This window comes from Erwinia endophytica, assembly GCF_009295515.1.
GTDB classification, from domain to species: Bacteria; Pseudomonadota; Gammaproteobacteria; order Enterobacterales; family Enterobacteriaceae; genus Erwinia; species Erwinia endophytica.
Genome location: NZ_RQVV01000053.1, coordinates 250106 through 275816 on the forward strand (window position 1 = coordinate 250106; position 25711 = coordinate 275816).

Below are 25711 nucleotides of genomic sequence, written 5' to 3' on the forward strand. Positions count from 1 at the left end.
CTGAACAACAGATGTGTTATACAGAAGGAGATGCAACATTGGTGCCACTGTTTTGACCAAATGATAAGAATTCGCCATGGGCGACGATCAACCGGTTAGCAAGAGGAAGAAAGGGCGGTAGATAAACCTCACCCGCTGCACCTGGATGAAACGCTGATAAGGACGATGTTGCCGTGTTCAGGTGCAGCGTTGGCATTTATGCCGGAACACTCTGCGCTTTCTGACTGCGCGACCAGATGCGGTGTGCCGCCATCGCCGACAGAAATTCACTCATCAGTACGCCTTCGGCTTTGCTGTCTTCGATAATACCTTCTTCCCGTTCATGGTCGCTCAGAGCAAATTGTGCCTTGAAGCGGCGGGCATCACCGCTCAGGGCAATCACTTTCAGGTGCTTGTAGGCTTCCAGCAGGAAGTAGCGGGCATCGCCGCTGAGCAATAAGCTATCGATATTGCCGTCAGGCACGATAACCGCGTCAAAGGTCAGTGAAGGCAAGCTGCTGAAGGTACCGTCAATCGGCAGAGTAGAACCGTCGTCAGCATGTATCTGACCCATGTGCGCAGCCAGTAGCCGGGCATGTACGCCATGCGCCCCCAGTTCCTGCAGGATAGCGAGCACATCGGCCGCGACCGCGCCATCACTGACCAATAGCGCCACCTGGCGGCCTTTGACGGTGCCATTCGGTATTGCGTACAGGCTCAGGCTGGCGTCCTTCTTCAGCCCGTTGACATCTTTGGGGGGCGCAGTATGCATTTTCTCATCGGAGAGTGTGATACCCAGATTTTCCGCCACGCTGTTAGCCAGCGACACATCAATATGTACCAGATGATCCACCACCCGCTCACGGATGTAAGCACGAGCGACTTTACTGAGTTCAAAGGAGAACGCAGCAATAATATGTTGCTGCTCCACCGGAGTCTGACTATTCCAGAACAGGCGTGGTTGTGAGTAGTATTCACCAAATGATGGGCTACGCTCCCGCACTTTATGGCCTTCAATCCGTTCCTGGTAGCTTTTAAAGCCTCCCCGATGCGGCGAGGGGGGCGTTTCACGCGGCCAGTTGTCATTGATTGAATTCGGCTCGTAGTTTGCTGGATTGGTATCAATATCTATCCGGTGCATCCCCTGGCGCTGGAAGTTGTGGTACGGGCAGAGTGGACGGTTGATCGGGATTTCATGGAAATTCGGTCCACCGAGACGGCTGATCTGTGTATCGGTGTAGGAGAACAGGCGCCCCTGTAACAGCGGATCATTGGTAAAGTCGATGCCGGGCACGATGTGTCCGGGATGGAAGGCCACCTGCTCCGTTTCGGCAAAAAAGTTATCAGGGTTACGATTCAGCACCATTTTGCCAATCAGCTCGACCGGCACCAGTTCTTCCGGGATCAGTTTGGTGGCATCCAGCAGGTCGAAATCAAATTTGAACTCATCTTCTTCCGGGATTAACTGCACGCCCAGTTCATATTCCGGGAAGTCACCGGCTTCAATCGCTTCCCACAGATCGCGACGATGGAAGTCCGGATCGCGCCCAGCCAGTTTTTGCGCCTCATCCCACAGCAGGGAGGCCTTACCCGCGACGGGCTTCCAGTGGAAGCGTACGAAAGTGGCCTGGTCTTCGGCATTGATAAAGCGAAAGGTATGGATGCCAAAACCTTCCATCGTGCGGTAGCTGCGGGGGATACCGCGATCGGACATCGCCCAGATAACGTTATGCAGTGTTTCTGGCTGTAGCGAGACATAATCCCAGAAGGTGTCGTGCGCGCTCTGCCCCTGCGGAATGTCGTTGTGTGGCTCAGGTTTGACCGCGTGAACAAAGTCCGGGAATTTATGCGCATCCTGAATGAAGAAAACGGGAGTATTGTTGCCGACCAGGTCGAACACGCCTTCCTGAGTATAGAATTTAGTGGCCCAGCCGCGGATATCGCGGACGGTATCCGCTGAGCCGGCGCTCCCCTGAACGGTAGAGAAACGGACAAAAACGGGCGTTAACTGTTCAGGAAAACGCAAAAAGTCAGCTTTAGTAATGTCACTCATATCGCGATATGGCTGGAAATAGCCGTGCGCGGCGGAACCCCGGGCATGCACGATCCGCTCCGGGATTCGCTCATGGTCAAAATGGGTGATTTTTTCACGCAGGATGAAATCTTCCAACAACGTCGGGCCTCGCGTACCGGCGCGCAACGCGTTCTGATCATCAGCAATGCGGGTCCCCTGATTGGTGGTCAGCGGAAAATTTTCACTGCCTTTGCGGAATGTTTCCAGCGCGTCGATCTTCGCGTTGTGGGTATTGGGGGCTTTCAGGCTACCGGGAGCGGTTGGCTGCTTGCCGGGGGACGTTGGTTTCGCCAGAGGTTGATGTGAGTCATCTGCTGGTGCCAGTGAATCTAATCCCGGTTTTGCCGAATCAGGCCCGGTTGAGGGCGCATCATGGCTCATTTCCTTGTTATGAGGTGCTTTCGACATGATCACGGCTCCTGTTACTGTCGTTTTTTACTCCAATAACTATAGAACAGTGGCATGGATACGCCTGAAAACGACAGGGGCAAATATGGTCGCCGGGAAAAAACGGACTGGCAGTCTGCCAGTCCGGTAGGAAGGTGATTAGCGGTGCGCTAACTCAATGTTATTATCCACGTCGCTATTCAGCAGTGCTTTGTCGGTTTGTTTTAGCCATTGGCTGGTCAGCGTTCCGGCAGTCATGGCACCGTTAACGTTCAGTGCAGTACGTCCCATGTCAATCAGTGGCTCAATTGAGATGAGCAGCGCGACCAGAGTAACCGGCAGGCCCATGGTGGGCAGTACAATCAACGCCGCGAAGGTCGCACCGCCACCAACACCGGCAACGCCAGCGGAGCTTAGCGTCACAATTCCAACCAGTGTGGCAATCCACAGTGGGTCAAATGGGTTGATGCCGACGGTCGGCGCAACCATCACCGCCAGCATGGTCGGATACAGACCTGCACAGCCGTTTTGACCAATGGTGGCGCCAAATGAGGCTGAAAAGCTGGCAATTGATTCCGGAATGCCCAGGCGACGGGTTTGTGCTTCAACATTCAATGGGATAGTTGCCGCGCTGGAACGGCTGGTGAATGCGAAAGTGATGACAGGCCATACTTTCTGGAAGAAGCGTTTAGGATTGACACCGTTGAGCGACAGCAGCAGAGCATGCACGGCAAACATTATCGCCAGGCCAAGATAGGAGGCGAGCACAAATCCGCCCAACTTGATGATGTCATTGATATTAGAACTGGCCACCACTTTCGTCATCAACGCCAGTACCCCGAATGGGGTCAGGGTCATTACCAGGCGAACCAGCTTCATCACCCATGCTTGCAGCACATCAATAGCGGACAGGACTCGTTCACCTTTTGGTTGGTCATCCCGCAGTAGGTGCAGGGCGGCCACGCCCAGGAAAGCGGCGAAAACAACCACGCAGATAATAGACGTTGGGCTGGCGCCAGTCAGGTCGGCAAACGGGTTTTTGGGCACCAAAGAGAGCAGCAGTTGCGGGGTGGTCAGGTCGGCGACTTTCCCCACGTAGTGGGACTGTAGCATGGCCAAACGTGCCGTCTCCTGGGCTCCTTGTACCAGACCGTTGGCATTCAGGTTGAATAACCAGGTCACGAATACGCCCACCACGGCGGCAATAGCCGTAGTAAACAGCAGTACGCTGATGGTCAGCACACTTATTTTTCCCAATGCTGCGGCATTATGCAAACGAGCAACCGCACTGAGGATTGAGACAAAGACCAATGGCATGACGATCATCTGCAGCAGTTGAACGTAACCGTTACCGACGATGTTAAACCATGCGATGGATTCTTTCAGCACGGGGTGGTCAGCGCCATAGAGGGCATGCAGACACAGGCCGAACAGTACGCCGATAACTAACCCGGCCAGAACCCGTTTTGACAGGCTCCAGCGCGTATTGCCGATTTTAGCCAGGACAACCAACAGGACGATAAAAATCGCCACGTTAGCAAATAATGGAAGGTTCATCCCCAGATCTCCAGTGATTACGGGGTTGGATCTCACCCCGCTCAGTAATAGATAATTTTCAATATGTAAAAAGTGCGTCAAAGGATGAATGGTAACAGTTCAGGATGAAAGGCCGATATATCCAAAAGGAATGGATAATAACTTATTGGTTTTTATCGTTCATTTAATGAACTTTTTGGTGGTTTATAACGCGGAGCAGACTGTTTTGCACCGAATTAACCAGCTGGGAGGGCCAGCCGCTTGCACCAAAGGGAGGCATTCCCGGCGGAAACCACATGGCATAACCGACCAGAGCCAGACATAAAACCCGCTCCAGTTGGTTTCCTTTCTGACTGTGCAGCAGTGGCAGGCAGAAGCGCCAGCGGCACGGCCACAGTAACGGAACTCCCGCGGGTGTGAGCATATCAGCGACAATATGGCTGAGATATCCCAGTACCAGGCCTTGGAAGGCATCAGCGGGGAGACCCCATTGTGCCGGGATTTTTAGTTGGAAAAGCACGATGCCGCCGAAGACGGCCAGCAGACTGTGGGTAAATCCCCGATGACCAAAAGTGTGGGCGATCGGTTGCGACAGCCATGTTAGGCGCTGGCCAAGTGTGGAGCTGGGGTGATCGATATCCGGCAGCAGGCAAGTCAGCAAAACCGCAGGCATAATGTGCCACCAGTCGCCATTTGCCAGTTCGGGCGTAAGCGCAGCCCGTTTGGCAAAAATCGCGCTGGCAATGGCAAAAATAACATGGCCTTCGGCCGTCATGAGTCTACCTGGTTATGAGGCTGTTGATTCATCCAGTATAGGGGATATATACAGTAGAATATAGATGTGACGTTGTAACTAAAAATGAATGTTGCATGCTTGCGCAACAGGTGGCGGAAAAAAGCGGCGGGCAGCCGATTTCTACCCGCAGAAAGCTTATTGGCCGAGTAAAGCGGCGGAGGTGAGTTCATTCAGCGAGGAGAGTTTTACCTCGGCCAGCGCCCATCGTGGATCTGTCGCAAAGTCAGCGGCGGGCACGACGATGGAACGCATACGCGCCGCTTTGGTGGCGATCATGCCATTGAACGAGTCTTCCAGGGTGACGCAATTCAGCGGGTCAACGCCGAGTTGTGCGGCGGCATCCAGATAAACTTGTGGATGGGGCTTGCTGTAAGGCAAGGTTTCAGCGGAAACCAGTACCTCAAAATAGTCGCGCAGGTTGAACATTTTCAGCACCCGTTCCAACATATACAGCGGTGACGCGGAGGCCAGGCCGATTTTCAGCCCTTCAGCTTTACACAACCGCAACGCTTGTTGCACGCCAGGCAGTAAAGGCTGGGTTTCGTCTATCAGGTCAAGCGTCCGGTTAATGATGCGTTGGGTGATTTCTTGCTGATCAGGGCCATTCCAGGGCATGGTTTCGAACCACATGCGTACCACCTGATCGATCCGCAGACCCAGGGTGTCTGGCAGCTCGCTGCGTTTTGACAGGTCGAGTTTCAGCGTACCCAAGACATCCATCTCGGCGCGTTCCCACAAGGGCTCTGAATCAATCAACAGGCCATCCATATCAAAAATTGCAGCCAATACCGGGCGGGACCAGGACATATTGTGACTCCTTTGAAAATTTGCAGACACCTTAACATGAAGTTTTTGCCGACAACATCGGTCTGTTTACACAGTTAAAACGCCATTTATGGCGACAACGTCACTTTTTTCAGGCACATTTTGCCTCGTGCGGGTAAACTTACCGTTCCATACCATGAGGATTGAGAAAGCATGACTTATCAACAAGCTGGCCGGGTCGCGATACTCAAGCGGGTCGCTGGCTGGATTATTTTTATTCCGGCGCTTATTTCAACACTGATTTCACTGATGGGTTTTCTGGAAAAGAGCCGTGAGAAACGAGAAGGGATTAATGCAGTAATGCAGGATTTCTCTCATGTGATGATTGATATGATCCGCTTTAATACCGGTTTTCTGGACGCATTCTGGAATAATTCACCAGTGCCGGATTTTAATAACGGCAGCAATATCACTTTCTGGATTATCTACTTGCTGATCTTTGTCGCTCTGGCCCTGCAGGCCTCCGGCGCCAGAATGTGGCGTCAGTCGCGCCATCTGAAAGAAGGGATTGAGGACCAGCTAATCCTGGAAAACGCGAAGGGAGCGGAAGGGCGTAGTCGTCAGCAACTGGAAGAAAAAATAGTGGTGCCGCATCACACTATTTTTCTGCAATTCTTCCCGCTCTATATCTTGCCGGTGGTTATCGCTGCGGCGGGTTACTTTGTTCTTAAGTTGCTGGGTTTCATTTACTGACCCTGGGCCTGATGCACACAATCAGGCCGGGCGGGCATGTTGTTTGCCCAGCTTGTCTTCGTCCAGCAGGACGTCCACCGCCCGCTGGGCCGCATCCAGCCAGTGACCGCCAAAAACGTTAGCCCGATTCAGCAAATAATAGAGCTGATAAACCGGTTGACGTTGCAGATAATCAGCGGGCAATGGCCATACAGACTGGTAGCCTGCGAAAATCTGTTTTGGTAATTCGTCGAACCAGCTCAACATTGCCAGGTCACATTCTCTATCGCCCCAGTAGCAGGCCGGGTCGAACATCCACGGGCCACTGGCGCTGGCGCCACAATTTGCAGGCCAAAGATCGCCGTGCAGCAAAGAAGGTTGGGGATGATGGGAACCAAGAACATCTTGCACACAACGGGTAATCATCTCGATGTCGCCATACTGGATACCTTTTTCCGCCGCCAGTTGAAGTTGCCAGCCGATTCGTTGTTCGGCAAAAAAGACTGACCAGCGTCGCAGCCAGCTATTGGGCTGTGGGGTGGTGGTGATGTTATTGTCATAATCAAGGCCAAACTGCGGTTGATCGCTCCATTGGTGGAGGCGGGCCAACTGCTGGCCTAACTGCCACGCACTGTGCTGATCGAGGGGCTGCAGGGGGATATATTCCAGTAGCAGAAAGCTCTCATCGCGGTTGCTACCCACGCCGTACACGGCGGGAACGCGAACCGTTCCACTACGGGCCAGCAATTGCAACTGATCAGCTTCCCAGGTAAACAAGTCCAGCATTTCACGATGGTTACTTTTTACGAACACATCATGCTCGCCGTAGCGAAACCGCCATACCGGGTGAACATCGCCACCGGGCAATGTTGTACGCTGACTGATTTCAGCGACACCAAACTGCTCACGCAACAGACGACCAATGGCTGACCACATAGGGGGTTCCTCTTTTCGCTGTGTCTTGCAGGTTGGGGGGATATTACCGCATAAAGAACAACCAACAACAGAGGAAGTGTCAGCATAAAGCATTATTTAAATAATTTTCGCGTTCGGCGTGATGAAATATTTTGATTATTTTAGTTACATTATGAGGTTAATATGTGCGCTTATTCGGGGTTTTATCATTTTCATCGTGCTGTAAATAATTTCATTAACCTTTATAATGTGCGTTGTTAATGGGAATGCTCTCATTCATGAAGGCGTCAGGCCTGGATGCCAGGGGGAAAAGGGTGATTTAATAAATTGTTACAATTATTACTGTAAAATGTATTGTTAGTCCTCTGAAATTCTTCAGACTCAACTTTTTTTAAACTGTTGTACGGGTCATAATTAATGAAAGCGTTTAACAAGCTGTCTGTCGTACTTTTGCTCTCTGCTGGCGCGGTTAGCCATCAGGCATTGGCGGATAACAACGTCTTTACCATCATGGATGATCCCTCCACCGCAAAGAAAAGTTTTGAAGGCAATGCCGCGGCGGGTTATCTGGCACAAACCGGTAATACCTCCAGTTCTTCACTGACGGCCAGTACCAATATGACCTGGTATCATCCTTCAACGGCTTACAGTTTGTGGGGGAATGCCAGTAACACCTCATCCAATGATGAACGATCTTCCGAAACATACCAACTTGGCGCTCGTACACGCTATAACCTGAACAGCGCAGACTACCTGTTTGGGCAAACCAGTTGGCTGAGCGATCGTTTTAACGGTTACGATGGACGTACCTTTCTGGCGGCGGGTTATGGTCGTCAGATCCTCAGCGGTCCGGTGCATTCACTCCGTGTGGAAGCGGGCCCCGGTGTACGTTATGACGATTATCATGATGGTGGGCATGATACCCGGGCGCTGGCTTATGGTGCGCTGAGTTATCAATGGCAACTGACTGATACCACTCGGTTTATTCAGGGGGTATCGGTGTTGGGCAGCGATGACACGACGCTGAACTCTGAAACGGGTCTGCAGGTGGCTATCAACGCCCATTTCGCGCTGAAGTTAGCCTATAACGTGACCTGGAACGAGAATCCACCGGACTCAGCCCCGGACAAGACCGACACAAAAACCACAATTCAACTTTCTTACGCCATGTAAATCTGTTACGGGCCGCGATGCGTCGGCCCGTCTTTTCTCTCTCCGTTTGATCTTCAGCAAATATCTCGCTCTGTTCATTCTTTGACGCACTGCTCATAGCGTGTAAGATGTTCGTCCCTCAGGTGTTATTTGCCAGCGGCAAGCTTCTGAGCGTGTGTACCAGGTGGAGTACCAAACTGACAACGGTGAGTTGGTTTCAAGTCTCCTCATCCTGACGTATAAAATGAACCCAATTTTGTATGTAGCCTTGCGTATGGGTTACCACTGCAATTAAGGATGTAACATGCCCATTATTACTCTTCCTGATGGAAGTCAGCGTACTTTTGACCACGCAGTCAGCGTGATGGATATTGCACAGGACATTGGTCCGGGGTTGGCAAAAGCTTGTATCGCCGGTCGCGTTAATGGTGAGCTGGTGGATGCGGTGGATCCTATAACGGAAGATGCAAACGTCGCCATCATCACCGCCAAAGACGACGCAGGTCTGGAGATTATCCGCCATTCCTGCGCTCATCTGTTAGGTCATGCGATCAAACAGCTATGGCCTGATACCAAAATGGCGATCGGTCCGGTTATTGATAATGGTTTTTACTATGATGTGGATATCGATCGTACGCTGACGCAGGAAGATATTGAGCAGTTGGAAAAGCGGATGCACCAACTGGCCGAAACGAATTACGACGTCATCAAGAAGAAAGTCAGTTGGCAGGAAGCGCGTGATGTGTTTGCTGCACGTGGCGAAACTTACAAGATGACCATTCTTGATGAAAACATCAGCCGCGATGACCAGCCAGGCTTGTATCATCATCAAGAATATATCGATATGTGCCGTGGGCCACATGTGCCGAATATGCGCTTCTGCCACCATTTCAAGCTACAGAAAATTTCTGGTGCTTACTGGCGTGGTGACAGCAATAATAAAATGTTGCAGCGTATCTATGGGACCGCCTGGGCTGATAAAAAACAGCTGGCGGCCTATTTATTGCGCCTTGAAGAAGCGGCAAAGCGTGACCACCGTAAAATTGGCAAGCAACTCGACTTGTACCATATGCAGGAAGAAGCGCCGGGGATGGTGTTCTGGCATAATGACGGCTGGACTATTTTCCGGGAGCTGGAAATTTTCGTGCGCAGCAAACTGACTGAGTATGACTATCAGGAAGTGAAGGGTCCGCTGATGATGGACCGTGTGCTGTGGGAAAAGACCGGCCACTGGGAGAATTATAAAGAAGCGATGTTTACCACCTCTTCGGAGAACCGTGAATATTGCATCAAGCCGATGAATTGCCCCGGACACGTACAGATCTTCAATCAGGGCTTAAAATCATACCGCGATCTGCCACTGCGTATGGCGGAGTTCGGCAGTTGCCACCGTAACGAACCGTCTGGTGCGTTGCATGGTTTGATGCGTGTACGTGGTTTCACGCAGGATGACGCCCATATCTTCTGTACGGAAGAACAGGTGCGCGCCGAAGTGAACAACTGCATCCGCATGGTGTACGACATGTACAGCACGTTTGGTTTTGAAAAAATTGCGGTCAAGTTGTCTACCCGTCCGGTGAAGCGTATTGGTTCTGAGGAACAGTGGGATCGTGCCGAAGCCGACCTGGCCGCTGCGTTGAATGAGAACGGCATTCCATTCGACTATCAGCCGGGTGAGGGGGCATTCTATGGTCCGAAGATTGAATTCACCCTGCATGACTGCCTGGATCGTGCATGGCAGTGTGGTACCGTTCAGCTCGACTTCTCTTTGCCGAGCCGTCTGAGTGCCTCGTATATTGGTGAAAATAATGAGCGTCAGGTGCCGGTAATGATTCACCGCGCCATTTTGGGGTCAGTGGAGCGCTTTATCGGTATTCTTACCGAAGAGTATGCCGGTTTCTTCCCAACCTGGCTGGCTCCGGTACAAGTTGTGGTGATGAATATCACCGATGGTCAGTCTGAATATGTTGCAGAATTAACGCGAAAACTTCAGAATGCAGGCATTCGTGTAAAAGCGGACTTGAGAAACGAGAAGATTGGCTTTAAAATCCGCGAGCATACTTTACGTCGTGTCCCTTATATGTTGGTCTGTGGTGATAAAGAGGTGGAAGCTGGCAAAGTTGCCGTTCGCACCCGCCGTGGTAAAGACCTGGGCAGCATGGACGTAAACGACGTGATCGCGAAGCTGCAGGATGAAATACGCAGTCGCAATCTTCATCAATTGGAGGAATAAGGTATTAAAGGCGGAAAACGAGTTCAACCGGCGCGTCCTAATCGTATTAACAGAGAAATCCGTGCCACCGAGGTTCGTCTGACTGGCGTCGATGGCGAGCAGATTGGTATTGTCAGTCTGAATGAAGCTTTAGAAAAAGCTGAAGAAGCAGGCGTTGATTTAGTGGAAATCAGCCCTAACGCCGAACCGCCCGTTTGCCGTATCATGGATTACGGCAAGTTCCTCTATGAAAAAAGCAAATCTTCTAAAGAACAGAAGAAAAAGCAAAAAGTTATCCAGGTTAAGGAAATTAAATTCCGTCCTGGTACCGATGATGGCGACTATCAGGTAAAACTACGCAACCTGGTTCGCTTTCTGGAAGAGGGCGATAAAGCCAAAATTACGCTGCGTTTTCGTGGTCGTGAGATGGCGCACCAACAGATTGGCATGGAAGTGCTTAACCGCGTCCGTAAAGATCTGTGTGAAGATATGGATCTGGCGATTGTCGAATCTTTCCCTTCTAAGATTGAAGGTCGTCAGATGATCATGGTGCTCGCTCCTAAGAAGAAACAGTAGGCCTGTAAAGTAATGAAAATCGCTGCGGTCTTGACCGCGGTGTTTTTTATTCGCCTGTCTGATTCATTTTATTAACAATGCGAAGTGGATGTTTTAAATGCCAAAGATTAAAACTGTACGTGGCGCGGCTAAGCGCTTTAAGAAGACTGCCTCTGGCGGCTTCAAGCGTAAACACGCGAACCTGCGTCATATTCTGACCAAAAAATCGACTAAGCGTAAGCGTCACCTGCGTCCGAAAGGCATGGTGTCCAAAGGTGATCTGGGGCTGGTTATTGCCTGTCTGCCGTACGCATAAGTCATTTTTTTTCAAACAGAATATTAAACAGGAGAGCTAAATGGCTCGTGTAAAACGTGGTGTCGTTGCTCGCGCTCGTCACAAGAAAATCTTAAAACAAGCTAAAGGCTACTATGGTGCACGTTCACGTGTTTACCGCGTTGCTTTCCAGGCTGTTATCAAAGCGGGACAGTATGCTTATCGTGACCGTCGTCAACGTAAGCGTCAGTTCCGTCAACTGTGGATCGCGCGTATCAACGCAGCGGCCCGCACCAATGGTATTTCTTACAGCCGTTTCATCAATGGCCTGAAAAAGGCTTCGATTGAAATCGACCGTAAGATTCTGGCCGATATCGCAGTATTCGACAAAGTTGCATTCTCTGCTCTGGTCGAAAAAGCGAAATCAGCGCTGGCGTAAGTCAGGAAAAAGAGGGAGCTTGCTCCCTCTTTTGTTGTCTGTAATAACTGAAAAAATTGACATTTCTGCTTGTGCGGCTTTCAATAGAAGTCACTGTCCCAGGCAGAGTTCACCCGACAACAAGGTAATGCAAGCATGAATGCTGCTATTTTCCGTTTCTTTTTTGACTTTAGCACCTGAATCCCGGGAGGCTTGCGCTGAGAAAAGAAACGAAAAATTGCGCTGAAAGCCTCCCTCGTGGAGGCTTTTTTGTTTCTTGCGTGTCAGAACCAGGGCGAGTGATCGTCCCCATAAAAAACAGACCGGCCACAGTGGCTGGAAGAAGAGGAAAGCATGTCACATCTCGCAGAATTGGTGGCGAACGCAAAGGCGGCCATTATTGATGCACACGATGTTGCCGCGTTAGATACGGTACGCGTTGAATATCTTGGGAAAAAAGGTTATCTGACGTTGCAGATGACCACACTGCGTGAATTACCCGCGGAACAGCGTCCGGCAGCCGGTGCGGTTATTAATGAAGCGAAACAGCAGGTTCAGGAAGCGTTGAACGAGCGCAAGAACGAGTTGGAATCCGCCGCCCTGAATGCCCGGTTGGCGGCAGAGACGATCGATGTCTCGCTTCCTGGGCGCCGTATGGAGAATGGCGGACTGCACCCAGTAACCCGGACTATTGATCGTATCGAAACATTCTTTGGTGAATTGGGTTTTGCGGTGGCGACCGGCCCGGAGATCGAAGATGATTACCACAATTTCGATGCGTTGAATATTCCGGGCCATCATCCGGCACGTGCTGATCACGATACTTTCTGGTTTGATGCGACCCGTCTGCTGCGTACCCAGACCTCCGGTGTGCAGATCCGCACCATGAAAACCCAGAAACCGCCGATTCGTATTATCGCGCCAGGACGAGTTTATCGTAACGACTATGATCAGACTCACACTCCGATGTTCCATCAGATGGAAGGGCTGATCGTCGATCAGAACATCAGCTTTACTAACCTGAAAGGCACGCTGCACGATTTTCTGAACAACTTCTTTGAAGAGGATTTGCAGGTTCGTTTCCGTCCATCTTATTTCCCGTTCACCGAACCTTCCGCTGAAGTGGATGTAATGGGAAAAAATGGCAAATGGCTGGAAGTGCTGGGCTGTGGCATGGTGCATCCCAATGTGTTGCGCAATGTGGGTATCGACCCGGAAGTTTATTCTGGTTTCGCCTTCGGCATGGGGATGGAGCGCCTGACGATGTTGCGCTATGGCGTGACCGATTTGCGCGCTTTCTTCGAAAATGATTTACGTTTTCTAAAACAGTTTAAATAAGGGCGGATAACAGCAATGAAATTTAGCGAACTTTGGCTACGTGAATGGGTTAACCCCGCTATCGATAGCGCCGCCCTGTCTGAACAAATTACCATGGCTGGCCTGGAAGTGGACGGCGTTGAGGCTGTCGCTGGGGCGTTCCACGGCGTGGTTGTGGGAGAAGTGGTGGAGTGTGGTCAGCACCCGAATGCAGACAAACTGCGGGTGACTAAAATTAATGTCGGCGGCGATCGCTTATTGGATATCGTCTGTGGCGCGCCAAACTGTCGTCAGGGTCTGAAAGTGGCTGTGGCGACCATCGGTGCGGTGCTGCCGGGTGATTTCAAAATTAAAGCGGCTAAACTGCGTGGCGAACCATCAGAAGGCATGCTGTGTTCTTTCTCCGAGTTAGGTATTTCCGACGATCATAGCGGTATTATTGAGTTACCGCTGGATGCGCCGGTGGGTGCTGATATTCGCGAATTCCTCGCGCTTGATGACCACACCATCGAAATCAGCGTCACGCCAAACCGTGCAGACTGCTTAAGTATCATCGGGGTGGCGCGTGATGTGGCGGTGTTGAATAAAATGGCGTTGACTGAGCCAGAGATGACACCAGTGGCGGCCACTCTTGAGGACACTTTCCCCATCCGTGTTGAGGCACAGGAAGCCTGTCCGCGTTACCTTGGTCGAGTGATCAAGGGGGTCAACGTTAAAGCCGCAACGCCGTTGTGGATGAAAGAGAAACTGCGTCGTTGTGGTATCCGCTCGATCGATCCAGTGGTTGATATCACTAACTTTGTGCTGCTTGAACTGGGACAGCCGATGCACGCATTCGATCTCGATCGTATTGATGACGGTATCGTGGTGCGCATGGCAGAAGAGGGGGAAACACTGAGGTTGCTGGATGGCACAGAAGCTAAGCTGAACGCTGACACATTAGTGATTGCTGATAATCATAAAGCACTGGCGATGGGCGGTATCTTTGGTGGCGAACATTCCGGCGTTAACGAAGAAACAGTCAATGTGCTGTTCGAGTGTGCGTTCTTCAATCCATTGTCGATAACCGGGCGCGCACGTCGTCATGGTCTGCATACTGACTCATCTCATCGTTACGAGCGTGGCGTTGATCCACAACTCCAGTTTAAAGCGATTGAGCGGGCGACGCGTTTGTTGCTGGATATTTGCGGCGGAGCCGCGGGGCCGGTTATCGATGTCAGCAATGAAGCCACATTGCCAAAGCGAGCCACCATTACACTGCGTCGTGAAAAGCTGGATCGTTTGATCGGTCACGTGATTGCTGACCCGGATGTGACTGACATTTTGCGGCGTCTTGGTTGTGAAGTGACCGAAGGTGACGGATTTTGGCAGGCGGTTGCGCCGAGCTGGCGTTTCGATATGGAAATCGAAGAGGATTTAGTGGAAGAAGTGGCCCGTGTTTATGGCTACAACGCTATTCCTGATGTACCGCTCCACACTGATCTGGTGATGACTACCCACCGGGAAGCCCGGCTTTCCCTTAAACGGGTGAAAGCGATGTTGGTGGATAAAGGTTATCAGGAAGCGATCACCTATAGCTTTGTGGATCCGAAGATTCAGGCGTTGTTGCATCCAGGAATCGAACCGTTGGTGCTGCCAAGCCCCATATCGACTGAGATGTCAGCGATGCGTCTTTCGTTGTGGACTGGGCTGCTTTCCGCAGTGGTTTACAACCAGAACCGTCAGCAAAATCGTGTGCGTCTGTTTGAGAGCGGGCTGCGCTTTGTCCCTGATATTCAGGCTAACCTCGGTATTCGCCAGGATGTTATGCTAGCAGGCGTGATGAGTGGTAGCCGGTATGAAGAGCATTGGGATCTGGCACGTCAGTCGGTTGACTTCTATGATTTGAAAGGTGATTTGGAGTCTGTACTCGATCTGACCGGCAAATTATCTGACATTCAGTTCCGTGCGGAAGCTCATCCAGCCCTTCATCCGGGGCAAAGTGCGGCAATTTATTTACACGATGATCGCATCGGTTTTATCGGTGTGGTACATCCAGAACTTGAACGGAAACTGGATCTTAATGGTCGTACCGTGGTGTTTGAACTGGAGTGGGACAAGGTGTCAGACCGCGTCCTGCCTGATGCGAGTGAGATTTCTCGCTTCCCGGCAAACCGTCGTGACATCGCTGTGGTGGTGGCTGAAAACGTCCCGGCAGCAGATATCATTGCAGAGTGTAAGAAAGTTGGCGTAAATCAGATAGTTGGCGTAAACTTGTTTGATGTGTACCGCGGTAAGGGCGTAAATGAAGGTTTTAAGAGCCTTGCTATCAGCCTGATTTTGCAAGATACCGGCCGGACACTTGAAGAAGAGGAGATCGCTGCAACCGTCGCCAAATGTGTTGCAGCGTTAAAAGAGCGATTCCAGGCAACCTTGAGGGATTGAACCTATGGCGCTTACAAAAGCTGAAATGTCTGAATACCTGTTTGAGAAGCTGGGGCTTAGCAAACGGGATGCCAAAGAGCTGGTAGAGCTGTTTTTTGAAGAGGTTCGCCGCGCTTTGGAAAATGGTGAGCAAGTTAAGCTATCAGGATTTGGCAACTTCGACCTTCGCGACAAGAATCAACGTCCGGGACGTAATCCTAAAACCGGTGAAGATATTCCAATTACGGCGCGCCGTGTGGTAACTTTCCGGCCTGGGCAGAAACTTAAAAGTCGGGTTGAGAAGGCCACGCCAAAAGAAGACTGATTTCTGTTATATAAAAAGGTCGCTAATGCGACCTTTTTCATTGGTGGTAAACGGCGATGGCACTTTCTTTTGATGCGATTGCTCATGTGGTGATAGCATTAATGTATTGGTGGTGACAGTAACGTCAGGTGCCCCAGTCTTTAATTGAGTGACTCATATGCAGCTGGTCTTAATGGTCGGACGGCTTTTATCCCCTTAGTGAAACAGGAAAAACCAATGAGTATTTTTGACACAGAACTGGTTACGTTGGATGGTGAACGTACAACGTTGGCGAAGTGGCAGGGCGAGGTATTGCTGGTGGTTAACGTGGCCTCGAAATGCGGCCTGACACCCCAGTACGAACAGTTAGAAAAACTCCATAACACGCTACATGACCAGGGTTTTTCGGTGCTTGGCTTTCCGTGTAATGCTTTCCTTGGCCAGGAACCGGGGAGTGAGGAAGAGATTAAAACCTTCTGCAGCATGACTTACGGCGTGACGTTCCCCATGTTCAGTAAAATTGAGGTTAACGGCCCCCAGCGTCATCCGTTGTATCAGCAACTGGTTGCGGCGCAGCCTGAAGCCATTGCGCCGGACAACAGTTTCCTTGAGCGTATTAGCAGCAAAGGTCTCGCGCCGAAAGAGCCTGGCGATATTCTGTGGAATTTCGAAAAATTCCTGATTGGCCGTGACGGTAGCGTGGTACAGCGTTTTTCACCTGATATGCAGCCGGATAATCCCCTGATTATCGAAAGCATCAAACAGGCACTGGCAAAATAACGGTGGTGACTGTGTGAAGGCGTTGCGCTTGCGCGGCGCCTTGCTTCATTCAGCTTGCTGGTTGAGGAGGCGCAACGCATCCATTTTCAGGAAGCTGACCTGATAACTGAAGAGCATAAAATGCTGATCTCATCCCTCTGATTATCCTGATGATGTTGCCTGTGACCGCATTTTGCGATTAGAGTAGTAGCTTCTTATGAAGGATGCTCCGCTATGCGTTACTGGCTTCTGTTGATCATTGTTATTCTCGCGGGTTGCAGCAGCCATGCGCCGCCGCCAAATGACCGCCTTTCCGATTCCATCACCGTTATTGCCCAGTTGAACGACCAGCTCAGCCAGTGGCGTGGCACCCCGTACCGCTATGGTGGTATGAGCAGGGAGGGCATTGATTGCTCCGGTTTTGTCTATATGACTTTTCGCGATCGCTTTGGTTTGCAATTACCCCGGACCACGGAGGCGCAGACGGATATCGGGACCCGTATCAGCCAAAATGAACTGTTGCCTGGCGACCTGGTTTTTTTCAAAACCGGCAGGGGAGATAACGGATTGCACGTGGGTATCTATGATACCGATAACCAGTTTATTCATGCTTCTACCAGCCAGGGGGTTATCCGCTCCTCATTAAATAATGTCTATTGGAAAAAAGTTTTTTGGCAGGCAAGACGGATTTAAATTCTGCTCATATGTCGCCTGACTGCGATGCAGTCGATGCTTGTTTTGTTCTGTGCGAGATGACATCCACGGACGCCCTATGCCTGGCCTCCCACCTTAATAACCCTTTGATGACTCCGTGTTAACCCCTCGTTTGTCGGGGTACACTGGCGGTCAGATCGGGGGCGGGTAACCCTCCTGGCTCCGGCAAATCGTAAGGGGACGCCATGCAATTCAATAATACCTGGCACCATGAGCTGACGGGGTTTTATACGGCTCTGCCGCCAACACCACTTAAAAATCCACGCCTGTTGTTTCACAGCGCCACACTGGCGCAGGAGCTGGGATTGGATTCGTGCTGGTTTAGGGAGCCGAAGAGTGCAGTGTGGAGCGGGCAGACGCTTCTGCCAGGGATGCAGCCATTAGCGCAGGTTTACAGTGGGCATCAGTTTGGCGTTTGGGCCGGGCAACTGGGTGATGGCCGGGGACTGCTACTGGGCGAGCAGCAGTTGGCCGATGGCCGTAAGATGGACTGGCACCTGAAAGGCGCAGGCCTGACGCCATACTCCCGCATGGGGGATGGTCGGGCGGTATTGCGTTCCACTCTGCGTGAATTTCTGGCCTCAGAAGCGATGCATGCTCTGGGGATACCGACGTCTCGTGCATTGACAGTGGTGACCAGTGATGAACCGGTCAGGCGCGAAACTATCGAGCGGGGCGCCATGTTACTAAGGGTAGCGGAGAGCCATGTTCGTTTCGGTCATTTCGAACACTTCTTTTATACCCGGCAGCCGGAAAAGTTACGCCAGTTGGTCGATTATGTGATTCACCACCACTGGCCGCAATGGCAGGACGAAGCTGATCGTTATCTGCTGTGGTTCAGTGATGTGGTCAGGCGCACGGCCCGGCTGATTGCACACTGGCAGAGTGTCGGCTTCGCTCATGGCGTGATGAATACGGATAATATGTCAATTCTGGGGTTGACGCTGGACTATGGCCCTTATGGTTTTCTCGATGATTATCAGCCGGACTTTATCTGCAACCATTCGGACTATCAGGGGCGTTACAGTTTTGATAATCAGCCGGTGGCTGGGTTATGGAACCTGAATCGTCTGGCGCATGCGCTGTCGGGATTACTGGATACTGCGCAACTGGAGCAGACACTAGCAGAGTACGAGCCGGAGTTGATGCGTTGCTGGGGTGAGCAGATGCGGGCGAAGCTGGGGCTGAAAACCCAGGACCGGGATGACAATGATATTCTTACCGGATTACTGTCGCTGATGACGAAAGAGGGCAGCGATTATACCCTGACGTTCAGAAAGCTGAGTGAGACGGAACAGCAGCAGTCCACATCGCCGCTACGCGATGAGTTTATCGATCGTGAAGCCTTTGACCGTTGGTACAACATTTATCGCCAACGCTTGATTAAAGAAGAGCGTAGCGATGAGGAGCGTCAGCAAGCGATGAAGCAGGTGAACCCGGCAATCGTGCTGCGTAATTATCTGGCACAGCAGGCGATCGAGCGGGCTGAGCAGGACGATACCCACGTGCTGAAACGACTCCATCAGGCACTGAGTAAGCCATTCGATGATGCGCCAGAGTTTGCAGATCTGATGCGGCGTCCGCCAGACTGGGGCAAGAAGCTGGAAGTCAGTTGTTCGAGCTGAAGCATTGTCAGGAAACAGGGCTGATCGCGGTGGTGTTCTGGTTGTCGCCGAAGGGACCCTCCGGGAGATGGACACGCCGTGAATCGTCCCTGACGACGCGCGTCCATGCGCTCCACGGTCTGTTTATCCGGATAGATCGACAGGCATCAATTGATGGGGCCGACATGACCACACATCAGAAACGTGAATCAATGGCCTCGGCGAGCAGGGCCAGTACGGCCTCGCTGTCTTCCCATCCCAGGCAGGGATCAGTAATCGACTGACCGTAAACCAGTGGTTTACCGGCCTCGACTTTCTGTGTCCCTTCCTGCAGGAAGCTTTCAATCATCACGCCCGCAATGGCCAGCGAGCCATCACGGATCTGCTGTGCGACGGATTCCGCCACGTCTTTCTGCCGATGATGTTGCTTCAGACAGTTACCGTGACTGAAATCGATAACTACATGTTCTGGCAACGAAAACTGGCGCAGGCTGCCTACAGCCTGGGCGATATCTTCTGGATAATAGTTGGGTTGCTTACCTCCCCGCATAATCACATGGCCGGATGCATTGCCACTGGTCTGGTAAATGGTCATCTGGCCGTGCTTATCCGGCGATAAAAACATATGGCTGGCTCGTGCAGCACGGATGGCGTCCACGGCAATCTGAATATTACCATCGGTACCATTTTTGAAGCCCACCGGACAGGAAAGCGCCGACGCCATCTCACGATGGATCTGGCTTTCCGTGGTCCGGGCGCCAATTGCTCCCCAGCTGATCAGGTCGGCGATAAACTGACCGACCACCATATCCAGAAATTCCGTCGCGGTAGGCATCCCCAGCGCATTGATATCCAGTAGCAGCTTGCGGGCGACTTCCAGACCGAGGTTGACGCGGAAACTGCCGTCCAGATCGGGATCGGATATCAGGCCCTTCCAGCCCACCACGGTACGCGGTTTTTCGAAGTAAGCACGCATCACGATTTCGAGACGTGACTGATATTTTTCACGCAGTACATTCAGTCTTGTCGCATACTCCACGGCGGCGACCGGGTCGTGCAGTGAGCAGGGGCCAATGATTACCAGCAGGCGGTGATCTTCGCCAGCAAGAATACGGGCAATACGTTGGCGAGAATCGGTGATGTTGGCCGCAATTGTTGGGGTGATCGGATAGCGCTGCGCCAGTTCATCAGGCGTGATCAGGGCTTCGATGCGCGCGGTCCGCAGTTCATCTGTTTTGTTCATTATGTTCTCTGAAATTTTTTTCTTCGCATCGGCAGGCGTGCCGGGAAGTGATGGCGATCACAATAAACCAATCAGCGATGATTTCAACGCGAACAGCCACAGAATGTGGTCTCAGTGGAATAAATATTATGGTTTAGACAACAGATTAACCGACACCCCGGCACGGGATCAGTACATCTGGCGACTCAGCCCCATGATGTCGAGGATTTTGGTTGCTATCTCTTCCACCGAATAGTTAGTGCTGTTCAGATAGCGAATTTGATGCGTTCGGAACAGCGCCTCAACTTCACCGACTTCCAGACGACACTGACGTATTGAGGCGTAACGGGTATTTTCCGCACGCTCCTGACGGATAGCAGCCAGTCGTTCCGGATCGATGGTCAGACCAAACAACTTATGCTGGAAAGGCTTCAGAGCTGGCGGTAACTTCAGGTTATCCATATCTTCAGCAATAAAAGGATAGTTTGCCGCACGGATACCAAATTGCATCGCCAGGTACAGGCTGGTTGGCGTTTTGCCGCAGCGTGAGACCCCCAGCAAAATGACCTGCGCCTCCTCCAGTCCACGTAACGAGATCCCGTCATCATGGGCCAGAGTGTAATCAATCGCGGCAATACGGGCATCATACTTGCCCAGGTTACTCGCCGTCAGTCCATGTGTACGGTTAGCTACGGGGGTTGGAGCAACCCCCAATTCCTGCTGTAAGGGGGCAACCAGCGACTGCACGATATCCTGACAAAAGCCGTCGCTTTGCTGGATGATTTCCCGAATTTCTGGTGTGACGATGGAAATAAACACCAACGGACGTATACCGCTCTTTTGATATAAGGTATTGATCTGCGCCTTCACGGCCTGGGCACGTTGTACGTTTTCAACAAAAGGCAGCGTGACACTATTGATTCCTACCGGGAACTGCGACAGCACCGCATGTCCCAGTACTTCAGCCGTAATCGCAGTTCCATCTGAGATATAAAAAACACTTCGTTCATTGTTCACGTCTGGTTTATCTCCCAACGATTGTTCTTAACAGGTTAAATTAATTTATAGCGATAAAGCAAATAATGACCACTATCACTTTTTAAAATGAATAATTCAAATTTTAATAATATGAAATTTTCAATCAAAATGATGGCTGGTAAAAAAAGTCACATTAATGAAATGATGTTTTCTTTTTGTATTCGTAAAAATAGAGCTTAATCAAAAAATCATTCTGAATATGAATTACACGGTAAGGCGCCGGGTTGGTATACATCTTCAAGATGGATTTTTAATGTAATAACTTGAAATATATGAATTTATTTTTAATTTGAATGTGATGAATTCAGGCGGAGTATTCTTAAAAATGTGTTTTTTCCTTGCTTGAACGATTCAACGGTTTCTTTCTTTTGCCTTAATGTGCCAGGCTTAAAAGGCATTATTCTGTCCTCGTATTTTTAATTAAATCTTAAAAGGATTGTTTCAATGTCCAATAAAGGCGAATTGCCGCTTGTGCTCTGGTATAACCAGCTTGGCATGAACGATGTTGATCGGGTGGGAGGCAAAAATGCCTCTCTGGGTGAAATGATTACTAATTTGTCTTCGCTCGGCGTATCCGTTCCGAACGGTTTTGCGACGACTTCTGATGCATTCAATCAATTTCTCGATCAAAGCGGCGTCAATCAGCGTATCTACGACCTGCTTGAAAAGACCGATATTGATGATGTTGACGAACTGGCTAAAGCGGGCAAACAAATTCGTCAGTGGATTGTGGACACGCCTTTTCAGCCGCAGCTGGAAGAGGCCATCCGAGAGGCATACCAGCAGTTGTCGTCTGACGATGCCGAAGCCTCCTTTGCCGTACGTTCTTCTGCCACGGCTGAAGATATGCCCGACGCATCGTTTGCCGGGCAGCAGGAAACGTTCCTTAATGTGCAGGGCTTTGATGCCGTGTTGATTGCAGTCAAGCACGTTTATGCTTCGCTGTTTAACGACCGGGCGATCTCTTATCGTGTGCATCAGGGCTATGATCATCGTGGCGTGGCGCTCTCTGCCGGCGTACAGCGCATGGTGCGGTCTGATGTTGGCGCCGCTGGTGTGATGTTCACCATTGATACTGAGTCTGGCTTCGATCAGGTGGTATTTATTACCGCGGCACCAGGCCTGGGTGAAATGGTGGTACAGGGGGCGGTTAATCCGGATGAGTTCTACGTGCACAAGCCGACGCTCGCGGCCGGGCGACCCGCAATTGTCCGCCGTAATATGGGGTCGAAAAAAATCCGCATGGTTTATGCCGATTCGCAGGAACACGGTGAACAGGTGAGGATCGAGGATGTACCGGAAGCGGAGCGCGATCGTTTCTGCCTGAGTAACGAAGAAGTGGAAGCGTTGGCCGCGCAGGCGGTACAGATCGAAAAACACTATCAACGTCCCATGGATATTGAATGGGCGAAAGATGGGCATACTGGTCAGTTATTTATCGTGCAGGCCCGTCCGGAAACGGTGCGTTCAAATGGCCAGGTAATGGAGCGTTATACCTTACAGGGCAAAGGCAAGGTGGTGGTGGAAGGGCGCGCTATCGGTCATCGTATTGGTGCCGGTGTCGTCAAAGTCATTCATGACATTGGCGAAATGAATCGGATTGAAAAAGGTGACGTGCTGGTGACCGATATGACCGACCCGGACTGGGAACCGATCATGAAGAAAGCGTCAGCGATTGTCACCAATCGTGGTGGGCGAACCTGTCATGCGGCCATTATTGCCCGTGAACTGGGGATCCCGGCGGTGGTGGGGTGCGGCGAGGCGACGGAATGCCTGAAGGACGGTCATAAAGTCACGGTATCCTGCGCAGAAGGCGATACCGGTTATGTCTACGATGACCTGCTCGACTTCGAAGTGAAAAGCTCCCAGGTCGATGAAATGCCTTCATTGCCGCTGAAAATCATGATGAATGTCGGCAACCCGGATCGGGCGTTTGATTTCGCTTGCTTACCCAACGAAGGGGTAGGGTTAGCGCGTCTTGAATTTATCATTAACCGAATGATCGGGGTGCATCCTAAAGCGTTGCTTGAGTTTGACCGCCAAACCCCCGAGTTGCAGCAGCAGATTCGCACGTTGATGAAGGGGTTTGCTGATCCGGTTGAATTTTATGTCGCTCGCCTGACGGAAGGCATTGCCACACTGGGGGCCGCTTTTGCGCCTAAGCGGGTGATTGTGCGTCTTTCTGACTTTAAAACGAACGAATATGCCAACCTGGTTGGAGGGGAGCGTTACGAGCCGGAAGAAGAAAATCCGATGCTGGGTTTTCGCGGGGCCGGACGTTACGTGGCTGACAGTTTCCGCGATTGTTTTGCCCTGGAATGCGCGGCGGTTAAGCGTGTACGTAATGAGATGGGACTGACCAACATCGAGATTATGGTGCCGTTCGTCCGCACGGTAGCACAAGCGAAAGCGGTGGTGGAGGAACTGGAGCGTCAGGGACTGAAACGTGGTGAAAACGGGCTGAAAATCATCATGATGTGTGAGATCCCCTCGAATGCGTTGCTGGCTGAAGAATTCCTGCAATACTTCGACGGTTTTTCCATCGGATCTAATGATATGACCCAGTTAGCACTGGGACTGGATCGTGACTCAGGCGTGGTCTCTGAGCTGTTTGATGAGCGTAATGATGCCGTGAAAGCGCTGTTGTCAATGGCTATCAAAGCAGCGAAGAAACAGGGAAAATATGTTGGTATCTGTGGGCAAGGCCCGTCAGATCATGAAGACTTTGCCGCCTGGCTGATGGAGCAGGGTATCGATAGCTTGTCGCTGAACCCGGACACGGTGGTACAAACCTGGCTCAGTTTGGCTGAATTGCCGTAAAAATAGCCCTCGCTAATGTTCACGGTTATACTTGTAAAAGGCCAGATTATCTGGCTTTTTTCTTTGAGAGATAAAAAAAAGCCCACCTTTAGGGATGGGCAAAGACTACACACAGCAATTCTTCACTTTACTCAGAGAACGCGTTGTTTTTAGAACAAAAATTTGATCATAAACTTATTAAGCATACTATTCAGCTGGACGGAAAGAGTCATTAAGAATCCTCTTATTAGTTTAACATTTATAATCATTTGTGACTGAAAGGGGATTGATAACAGAATGAAAACTGTAGTTATGTTAATCAATTTGGTGTGTTGATAATTGATGAGGGCAGAATGACGGTGTTTTTTTGTGAAAATTTTTTATTTAATGTGCTTAAAAGATAATGTTGATATTTTGTAATAAAAACGGTCAGGCAAGCTGACCGCGTTGAAAAAAGATTTTTACTAAATTTCCTGTTTAAATTCGGCCAGTTCTTCACTCGCTTTCTGTGAATCTTCATCTGGCGCAGGCGTTTCCTGTATCCAGAGTGAGACCAGCCGGTAAGCCACGGCTAATACCACTGGGCCAATAAACAGGCCGATCATGCCAAAAGCAATCAAACCGCCGATAACACCAGAAAGTATCAGGATCATCGGTAAATCAGCCCCCATACGGATTAGCATTGGCCGTAGCACGCTATCCAGCATCCCGACCACACAGCTCCAGATAACCAGCACCGATCCCCAGGTGGTATCACCGCTCCAGTAGAGCCAGATAACCGCCGGGATCAGCACCACTAACGGGCCAAGTTGAACCAGGCAGGAGAATATCATCAATACCGTCAATACAGTGGCGTAAGGAATACCGGAAATAGCCAGACCAATGCCGCCCAGTACGCCTTGCACCAGCGCGGTGACCACCACCCCCAGAGCAACGGCGCGGATAGCCTGACCAGCCAGCAATACCACCGCATCACCGCTCTGGGAGGCCATCCGATAGGCAAAATGGCGGATACCGTGACCAACCTGTTCTCCACGCCAGTAGAGCAACACACTGAATAGCAGCATCAGGGCAAGGTGCACCATAAAACGACCAAAGTTACCGGCCTGGGCGAAGAGGAAACCGCTGGTACGTCCGATGTAAGGCTGTACCTTCGCCATCATCGCGCCGCCGCCGCCCTGCACAAGGTTGTGATAGAAGGAGGCGAGCTTTTTACCGACCAACGGAATGCTGTTCAGCCAGCCCATATCAGGGAGTTTCAGATGACCCGATGTCGCCCAGGCGATAACCGGGCCACTGTTCTCAATCAGGCTGTTAACCAATACGGCAATGGGAATGATAAACAGCAGCAGCAGGATTAACGTCATGGCGATCACCGCCAGTGAGCGTCGCCCCCACAACCAGTTCTGAATTTTTATCATCAGCGGCCAGGTCGCAATCACCACCATGCTGGCCCAGGCGAACCCCAGAACGAACGGTTGCACCACCCAGAAACAAGCGACAATCATCAGCGTAATAAACATCAGGGAGAAGACAATTTGTGGCAAATCCCATCCTTTGTACACATTCTTCATGTATGAACATTAACCTCAGGTAAAAGACGTAGTGGGTGGTCCTTCACGGACGCGGGCATTTCTTATGCCCGACACCATAAGCATGATGTATCAGATGCATTTTCGATACAAACGACACGTGATTCTTTTCTCAGGGATTTTGAAATCGCGACAGGCCATAAAAAAATGTGATAAAACTTTCG

Annotated in this window: 22 protein-coding genes, 1 other RNA gene and 1 other annotated feature; of the genes, 14 read left to right on the top strand and 9 right to left on the bottom strand. The window is 51.0% G+C overall.

The genetic code is table 11. The annotated features are described in order from the left end of the window. Window positions 1-196 precede the first annotated feature (196 nt). The 4 genes from katE to hxpB form a co-directional block, all read right to left on the bottom strand. Window positions 197-2461 carry a catalase HPII gene (gene katE, locus EH228_RS15835; RefSeq protein WP_152322577.1) on the bottom strand — a complete coding sequence of 755 codons (2265 nt, stop codon included), beginning with the start codon at window positions 2459-2461 and terminating at the stop codon, window positions 197-199. 138 nt (window positions 2462-2599) lie between these two features. Next, complete coding sequence (locus EH228_RS15840) at window positions 2600-3997, bottom strand: L-cystine transporter (RefSeq protein WP_152322578.1); 1398 nt, start codon at window positions 3995-3997, stop codon at window positions 2600-2602. 163 nt (window positions 3998-4160) lie between these two features. Further along, complete coding sequence (locus EH228_RS15845) at window positions 4161-4751, bottom strand: metal-dependent hydrolase (protein ID WP_152322579.1); 591 nt, start codon at window positions 4749-4751, stop codon at window positions 4161-4163. A 156-nt stretch (window positions 4752-4907) separates the two neighbouring features. Then, window positions 4908-5579, bottom strand: coding sequence for a hexitol phosphatase HxpB (hxpB, locus tag EH228_RS15850; RefSeq protein WP_152322580.1), 672 nt, complete (start codon window positions 5577-5579; stop codon window positions 4908-4910). A 171-nt stretch (window positions 5580-5750) separates the two neighbouring features. Between hxpB and EH228_RS15855 the strand changes: the two genes are divergently transcribed. After that, window positions 5751-6290, top strand: coding sequence for a YniB family protein (locus EH228_RS15855; RefSeq protein ID WP_152322581.1), 540 nt, complete (start codon window positions 5751-5753; stop codon window positions 6288-6290). Window positions 6291-6311: 21 nt separating this feature from the next. Here EH228_RS15855 and EH228_RS15860 read toward each other — a convergent pair whose 3' ends face one another. Beyond that, window positions 6312-7205, bottom strand: coding sequence for a fructosamine kinase family protein (locus EH228_RS15860; protein WP_152322582.1), 894 nt, complete (start codon window positions 7203-7205; stop codon window positions 6312-6314). Between the two features lie 396 nt (window positions 7206-7601). On the opposite strand from EH228_RS15860, the gene EH228_RS15865 reads away from it, so the two are divergent. The 12 genes from EH228_RS15865 (at window position 7602) to EH228_RS15920 (ending at window position 18917) form a co-directional block, all read left to right on the top strand. Further along, complete coding sequence (locus tag EH228_RS15865) at window positions 7602-8357, top strand: DUF481 domain-containing protein (RefSeq protein WP_152322583.1); 756 nt, start codon at window positions 7602-7604, stop codon at window positions 8355-8357. A gap of 283 nt (window positions 8358-8640) precedes the next feature. After that, window positions 8641-10569: a threonine--tRNA ligase gene (thrS, locus tag EH228_RS15870; RefSeq protein WP_152322584.1), complete on the top strand. Its 1929-nt coding sequence runs from the start codon at window positions 8641-8643 to the stop codon at window positions 10567-10569. 3 nt (window positions 10570-10572) lie between these two features. Beyond that, window positions 10573-11124 (top strand): translation initiation factor IF-3, encoded by a 552-nt coding sequence (infC, locus tag EH228_RS15875; protein WP_152322585.1) that lies wholly within the window; start codon window positions 10573-10575, stop codon window positions 11122-11124. A 97-nt stretch (window positions 11125-11221) separates the two neighbouring features. Continuing rightward, window positions 11222-11419, top strand: a complete 198-nt coding sequence (gene rpmI, locus EH228_RS15880; protein WP_004157374.1) for a 50S ribosomal protein L35 — start codon at window positions 11222-11224, stop codon at window positions 11417-11419. Window positions 11420-11459: 40 nt separating this feature from the next. Further along, the gene (gene rplT, locus EH228_RS15885; protein ID WP_152322586.1) at window positions 11460-11816 is read left to right on the top strand and encodes a 50S ribosomal protein L20; all 357 of its coding nucleotides are present in this window, start codon (window positions 11460-11462) and stop codon (window positions 11814-11816) included. A 130-nt stretch (window positions 11817-11946) separates the two neighbouring features. Continuing rightward, window positions 11947-12070, top strand: a sequence feature (Phe leader region). After that, window positions 11952-11996, top strand: a complete 45-nt coding sequence (pheM, locus tag EH228_RS15890; protein WP_152322708.1) for a pheST operon leader peptide PheM — start codon at window positions 11952-11954, stop codon at window positions 11994-11996. It overlaps the preceding feature by 45 nt. A gap of 79 nt (window positions 12071-12149) precedes the next feature. After that, window positions 12150-13133 (top strand): phenylalanine--tRNA ligase subunit alpha, encoded by a 984-nt coding sequence (gene pheS / locus EH228_RS15895; RefSeq protein WP_152322587.1) that lies wholly within the window; start codon window positions 12150-12152, stop codon window positions 13131-13133. A 15-nt stretch (window positions 13134-13148) separates the two neighbouring features. Next, on the top strand, window positions 13149-15536 hold the full coding sequence (pheT, locus tag EH228_RS15900) for a phenylalanine--tRNA ligase subunit beta (RefSeq protein WP_152322588.1): 2388 nt from the start codon (window positions 13149-13151) through the stop codon (window positions 15534-15536). 4 nt (window positions 15537-15540) lie between these two features. Next, the gene (gene ihfA / locus EH228_RS15905) at window positions 15541-15840 is read left to right on the top strand and encodes an integration host factor subunit alpha (RefSeq protein ID WP_152322589.1); all 300 of its coding nucleotides are present in this window, start codon (window positions 15541-15543) and stop codon (window positions 15838-15840) included. Window positions 15841-16056: 216 nt separating this feature from the next. Next, entirely contained in the window at window positions 16057-16599 is a 543-nt protein-coding gene (locus EH228_RS15910; RefSeq protein ID WP_152322590.1) for a glutathione peroxidase, read from the top strand. A gap of 213 nt (window positions 16600-16812) precedes the next feature. After that, window positions 16813-17271 carry a C40 family peptidase gene (locus EH228_RS15915; RefSeq protein WP_152322591.1) on the top strand — a complete coding sequence of 153 codons (459 nt, stop codon included), beginning with the start codon at window positions 16813-16815 and terminating at the stop codon, window positions 17269-17271. A 206-nt stretch (window positions 17272-17477) separates the two neighbouring features. Next, window positions 17478-18917, top strand: coding sequence for a protein adenylyltransferase SelO (locus EH228_RS15920; protein WP_152322592.1), 1440 nt, complete (start codon window positions 17478-17480; stop codon window positions 18915-18917). Between the two features lie 175 nt (window positions 18918-19092). On the opposite strand, the gene EH228_RS15925 is transcribed toward EH228_RS15920, so the two are convergent. Together EH228_RS15925 and ppsR are read right to left on the bottom strand one after the other, a co-directional pair. Further along, window positions 19093-20139, bottom strand: coding sequence for a 3-deoxy-7-phosphoheptulonate synthase (locus tag EH228_RS15925; RefSeq protein WP_152322593.1), 1047 nt, complete (start codon window positions 20137-20139; stop codon window positions 19093-19095). Between the two features lie 168 nt (window positions 20140-20307). Then, window positions 20308-21135: a posphoenolpyruvate synthetase regulatory kinase/phosphorylase PpsR gene (gene ppsR / locus EH228_RS15930; protein ID WP_152322594.1), complete on the bottom strand. Its 828-nt coding sequence runs from the start codon at window positions 21133-21135 to the stop codon at window positions 20308-20310. Window positions 21136-21600: 465 nt separating this feature from the next. On the opposite strand from ppsR, the gene ppsA reads away from it, so the two are divergent. After that, window positions 21601-23976, top strand: coding sequence for a phosphoenolpyruvate synthase (gene ppsA, locus EH228_RS15935; protein WP_152322595.1), 2376 nt, complete (start codon window positions 21601-21603; stop codon window positions 23974-23976). A gap of 70 nt (window positions 23977-24046) precedes the next feature. Here ppsA and rprA read toward each other — a convergent pair. Beyond that, window positions 24047-24154, bottom strand: an RNA gene (gene rprA / locus EH228_RS15940) — antisense sRNA RprA. A 265-nt stretch (window positions 24155-24419) separates the two neighbouring features. Continuing rightward, window positions 24420-25529 (bottom strand): AI-2E family transporter YdiK, encoded by a 1110-nt coding sequence (ydiK, locus tag EH228_RS15945; RefSeq protein ID WP_152322596.1) that lies wholly within the window; start codon window positions 25527-25529, stop codon window positions 24420-24422. Window positions 25530-25711 lie beyond the last annotated feature (182 nt).

What these genes read in the sequence shown, in the direction of transcription:
- katE (WP_152322577.1), bottom strand. Translation starts at nt 2,461, where the DNA reads ATGTCGAAAGCACCTCATAACAAGGAAATGAGCCATGATGCGCCCTCA.
- EH228_RS15840 (WP_152322578.1), bottom strand. Translation starts at nt 3,997, where the DNA reads ATGAACCTTCCATTATTTGCTAACGTGGCGATTTTTATCGTCCTGTTG.
- EH228_RS15845 (WP_152322579.1), bottom strand. Translation starts at nt 4,751, where the DNA reads ATGACGGCCGAAGGCCATGTTATTTTTGCCATTGCCAGCGCGATTTTT.
- hxpB (WP_152322580.1), bottom strand. Translation starts at nt 5,579, where the DNA reads ATGTCCTGGTCCCGCCCGGTATTGGCTGCAATTTTTGATATGGATGGC.
- EH228_RS15855 (WP_152322581.1), top strand. Translation starts at nt 5,751, where the DNA reads ATGACTTATCAACAAGCTGGCCGGGTCGCGATACTCAAGCGGGTCGCT.
- EH228_RS15860 (WP_152322582.1), bottom strand. Translation starts at nt 7,205, where the DNA reads ATGTGGTCAGCCATTGGTCGTCTGTTGCGTGAGCAGTTTGGTGTCGCT.
- EH228_RS15865 (WP_152322583.1), top strand. Translation starts at nt 7,602, where the DNA reads ATGAAAGCGTTTAACAAGCTGTCTGTCGTACTTTTGCTCTCTGCTGGC.
- thrS (WP_152322584.1), top strand. Translation starts at nt 8,641, where the DNA reads ATGCCCATTATTACTCTTCCTGATGGAAGTCAGCGTACTTTTGACCAC.
- rpmI (WP_004157374.1), top strand. Translation starts at nt 11,222, where the DNA reads ATGCCAAAGATTAAAACTGTACGTGGCGCGGCTAAGCGCTTTAAGAAG.
- rplT (WP_152322586.1), top strand. Translation starts at nt 11,460, where the DNA reads ATGGCTCGTGTAAAACGTGGTGTCGTTGCTCGCGCTCGTCACAAGAAA.
- pheS (WP_152322587.1), top strand. Translation starts at nt 12,150, where the DNA reads ATGTCACATCTCGCAGAATTGGTGGCGAACGCAAAGGCGGCCATTATT.
- pheT (WP_152322588.1), top strand. Translation starts at nt 13,149, where the DNA reads ATGAAATTTAGCGAACTTTGGCTACGTGAATGGGTTAACCCCGCTATC.
- ihfA (WP_152322589.1), top strand. Translation starts at nt 15,541, where the DNA reads ATGGCGCTTACAAAAGCTGAAATGTCTGAATACCTGTTTGAGAAGCTG.
- EH228_RS15910 (WP_152322590.1), top strand. Translation starts at nt 16,057, where the DNA reads ATGAGTATTTTTGACACAGAACTGGTTACGTTGGATGGTGAACGTACA.
- EH228_RS15915 (WP_152322591.1), top strand. Translation starts at nt 16,813, where the DNA reads ATGCGTTACTGGCTTCTGTTGATCATTGTTATTCTCGCGGGTTGCAGC.
- EH228_RS15920 (WP_152322592.1), top strand. Translation starts at nt 17,478, where the DNA reads ATGCAATTCAATAATACCTGGCACCATGAGCTGACGGGGTTTTATACG.
- EH228_RS15925 (WP_152322593.1), bottom strand. Translation starts at nt 20,139, where the DNA reads ATGAACAAAACAGATGAACTGCGGACCGCGCGCATCGAAGCCCTGATC.
- ppsA (WP_152322595.1), top strand. Translation starts at nt 21,601, where the DNA reads ATGTCCAATAAAGGCGAATTGCCGCTTGTGCTCTGGTATAACCAGCTT.
- ydiK (WP_152322596.1), bottom strand. Translation starts at nt 25,529, where the DNA reads ATGAAGAATGTGTACAAAGGATGGGATTTGCCACAAATTGTCTTCTCC.